Annotated in this window: 3 protein-coding genes; all 3 read right to left on the bottom strand. The window is 36.6% G+C overall.

The annotated features are described in order from the left end of the window. Nucleotides 1-21: 21 nt before the first annotated feature. Complete coding sequence (locus AB4238_RS21715) at nucleotides 22-1,482, bottom strand: caspase domain-containing protein (protein WP_372035640.1); 1,461 nt, start codon at nucleotides 1,480-1,482, stop codon at nucleotides 22-24. Between the two features lie 106 nt (nucleotides 1,483-1,588). Continuing rightward, entirely contained in the window at nucleotides 1,589-2,455 is an 867-nt protein-coding gene (locus AB4238_RS21710) for an SIR2 family protein (protein ID WP_372035638.1), read from the bottom strand. Then, on the bottom strand, nucleotides 2,455-3,444 hold the full coding sequence (locus tag AB4238_RS21705) for a ParA family protein (RefSeq protein WP_372035636.1): 990 nt from the start codon (nucleotides 3,442-3,444) through the stop codon (nucleotides 2,455-2,457). The genes AB4238_RS21710 and AB4238_RS21705 overlap by 1 nt, the downstream gene beginning before the upstream one ends. Nucleotides 3,445-3,591: the final 147 nt, after the last annotated feature.

The following is a 3,591-nucleotide window of genomic DNA, read 5'->3' as shown; positions in this document are numbered from 1 at the left end:
GCCTATCCTTATACGTTAACTTTACTTTGCCACTGTATGACCATATGGAAATAGTAACTTAGCTTTCGGCTCATAATCAAAGTCATAATTTATCTTCAACTTATGACTAGGAATTAAAAGTTCTTCCGAGATTCTACGCTCTAATGCCGAGCCTTGAACACCTTCATATGGTATGGCACCGTATTCTTCTTCGTAAAAACTAAAGTCTTCATCTGGTCTTAATATATTATGACCACTGAAGTAAACGCCTAATACTTTATACTCACCTTTATCATTTATTTTAGTCGACACATCTATACTAACTTCGCGACTTTTTCCAGGAATCGCATAAAACCTACTGTGGTACGTCGACAGAACATCAGAAATAAATGTAAAAGAATCATCGAATTCAGAATACTTCTGACAATCAAATACACTATTAAACTTAGACGTTTTAAAACTATCTCTTAACTCACCTTTGCTATTAAAAAATATCTCAAAAATCATACCGTCTAATAGAGCTTTTCTAGTTTTTGCATGAAAGTTGGTTGTTCTTTCACGGAACCGTGAAATAAATGAGCTTAAATCTCTAGCGCTGCCACAGGCTGCTTGGTAAACATTTCTACCTAATACAAAAACAGCATCGTCATCAGCATCATTTAATGATTCAGCTGTAAGTTTAGCCGCGATAGGGTTTTGAGTGTACCAATTGTGACTTTTCAAGTCCCTAATTTCAGTATGCATCAGCTTATCAGAATCAATGTGGAACAACTCATCAGAAATGGCTTCATTTGAGTATATTTCTATTGACGAACCAAGGCTCAAATTAAAGAAGAAGTCACCCGATAGAGATGTATGTTCCCATGATGTTTGCTGCCCTTTTGTTGAGACAGAAAGGGAATTTCTAACTCTTTTAAACATATCTTCAATCGGAATATCAGGGACAGCTATATGTTGTAGTAAAGCTTCGGTGTATGCACCGTTACTTTTTGAACCATCGCTAGCTACCTCTCCTGGTGAAGTAGAATAAGCAATAATGGTTCCTTTTGGAGCATATACTGGAGCTAAACCATCAAGGCTTGGATCGCGGTTCCATGCTCTTAAGTACGGATTATTCCTACAGGCATCGAGAATGATAATATTTGTTTTATTCTTACTCTTCTCCATAATCTCAATGATTTTATTCAATGGATAAGAGGAATACTTAGCATCAATTTCCGATTTGAAATCAGAATCAATAGCCGTAATATAATTCTCCCCTTCTATCTGCATTCCATGTCCCGCAAAATAAAACAGGCCAATGTCATTACTATTTAAATTATCTCTAAAGGAGTTGACTGATTCATCTATAGATTTCTTGGTAGCATCTTTCAGCTTAATAACAGAAAAGCCAAAGTCCGATAGCTTTTGACTCATATCCTCAGCATCATTTGTCGCATTCACCAACTCGTTATTAGGGTAAGCGCCATTTCCTAAAATCAGTGCCGTCATTTTCCTGTTCAAGTTACAGACTCCTTATTCCGAGTAAAGTTAACTCTTTGCTCACCGGAAAATTGGGAGCGAAGCGAGTAATTTTTCCGAGTGCAGCAACTTGTTATATTCTTTCAACTTACCATTGTTCATTTTTAGTTAGCTCTGTTCTAATTCCTTCAACCTCTGTAACAAGGTCAGCTAACGATAAAGTAAGCTCTTGATGCCCGTTATCAGGGGAGTATTTGATAAACTTGATACGCATAGAATCAGAGGCAACTTTTAAAACATCATTATGAACTTCACCTTGTGGTAAGGTCATGTAGTGATGTGGCATATAACCATGTGTAAACTGTATATCTTCAAAAAGCTGCCTAATATCTGGGTCGTCTGTTCCACAGCCTAGAAATAAAAACGTGTGTGTTAAAGCTAAAGATTTAATGATCTCATAAAATAAAACATATTTAGTTCTAGCCTCTGCATAATCATTTCTTGTGAAAATTATTTCTCTAGGATTATTCGCTGAACCATGAGTTTTAAGAATTAAGCGCGTATCACCACCGAGTAAATAATTGGCTATATCATTACTTGTGTGATCTTTGATGACTACTGAACTCGCCGATGCAGAGGAAGCGTATGTATCATAAATGTTATCAAAATTTGGGCTTGCAACAATCGATGAATCTAGCTTATAAATATATTTATGGATATCCGCATGACTATAGCCTGAGCGTTGATATTCTTGCTGTACTCGCTCTGTAAAAGCATCAGCCCCCATTCTGTCTTTGATTAGCTCACATGCTGTTAAAAAGTCTTTTTGAGAAATTAAATCATCAATATGGGCTATATCACTTAATTCATTTGCGCAATTCTTTAAAAAGTCTTCCCATGTATCAGGACGTTTACCGGTAGAATTTGTAGAGTTCCTTGATATACCAGCGCCTAACACAATGACACAACGTCTACGTGCTATTGCTTGAATAAGAGGTTTCTCCCAGTTAATCATTAAACTAACCTCGCATATAACGATTCTGAAATATCGTGAAAATATTGCCCAGCTTCAGAAACGCGAGTATATTGAGATCCAACGATTCCATCTTTTGCACCTAAATCAAAGACTGGTGCATGGGCTTGTTGAGAAAGAGGGACTACACTACTCAATGTTGGTATTACACCTAGGTCAACATTGCTTGGGTCGACACCAAAAGATTTACATAAATTAGTAATTTCATCTTTTTGTTTTGTAATTATGCGCTCAAATGCTTGAACTGGTTGTCTTACACCACCTTTAGTTTTTGCTTTATATTGTTGCATCACGTGCCCTAAAAACTGCAAATTCCACTCGACATCCTTATTCGCAATTTGAAAATTATAGCCTTCAGCACTGTGATGCCTTTTTATAGCTTCTTCTAAACTAGATTTCCAGTTATCGAATGATTTAATGATATTTTCTACGGCCATTAAACTAAAGATATCTACAGACAAAGGCATCAGAAAGTAGTCCACCGCTAATAGTACAGATCGATTTAGAGCCCCCAGTGATGGCCCCATATCTATTAAGACAAAGTCATAATCAGTTAAACGTGAAATCAACTCTTTAATAGCGTACGTGGTTTGAAAGCCTCTAGGTTCTCCATTTCTAGTTGAAGCCCAGTCTGTTGCCAATAAATCTTCCCTAATTGACAATTTGGGGTCACCTACAATCAGATCTAGCTGAAATCTTTCACTACGAATGATTGTGGGTAGCTCATTTGGAAAACCTTGTCCTCTTCTGATGGGCTCATAAAATGAGTCCAAGCTATTGTGCTGGTCATCTAATAAAATTTGTTCAAGCTGTTCTTCAGGCAGGAGGTATGCAGAAGCATTACATTGCGGGTCAGCGTCAATAATTAAAATTTTCTGGTTTTTATTTATCGCTAATGATGAAGCCAAGTTACATATTAACGTTGTTTTACCAACACCACCTTTGTTATTAAAAAAACCAATACTTTTCATTTTTATCCTTTAAAAGACTGAATGTTGATAGAGCACATAAAATATAACGCCTCACTAAGAGGCAAATAATAGTTGGTTAAAATAAGCGACGAAGGAGCAAAAACCAACTGTTATTTGTCCTTTTGAGTGACTTGTTGAACGAAGCCG

The organism is Shewanella sp. 10N.286.45.A1, from assembly GCF_041470405.1.
In the GTDB taxonomy this organism is placed as follows: Bacteria; Pseudomonadota; Gammaproteobacteria; order Enterobacterales; family Shewanellaceae; genus Shewanella.
Note: the sequence above shows the minus strand (reverse complement) of the source record. Positions and strands in the feature narration are given on the sequence as shown.

Coding starts and splice junctions, on each gene's coding strand:
- AB4238_RS21705 (WP_372035636.1), bottom strand. CDS start 3,444: ATGAAAAGTATTGGTTTTTTTAATAACAAAGGTGGTGTTGGTAAAACA.
- AB4238_RS21710 (WP_372035638.1), bottom strand. CDS start 2,455: ATGATTAACTGGGAGAAACCTCTTATTCAAGCAATAGCACGTAGACGT.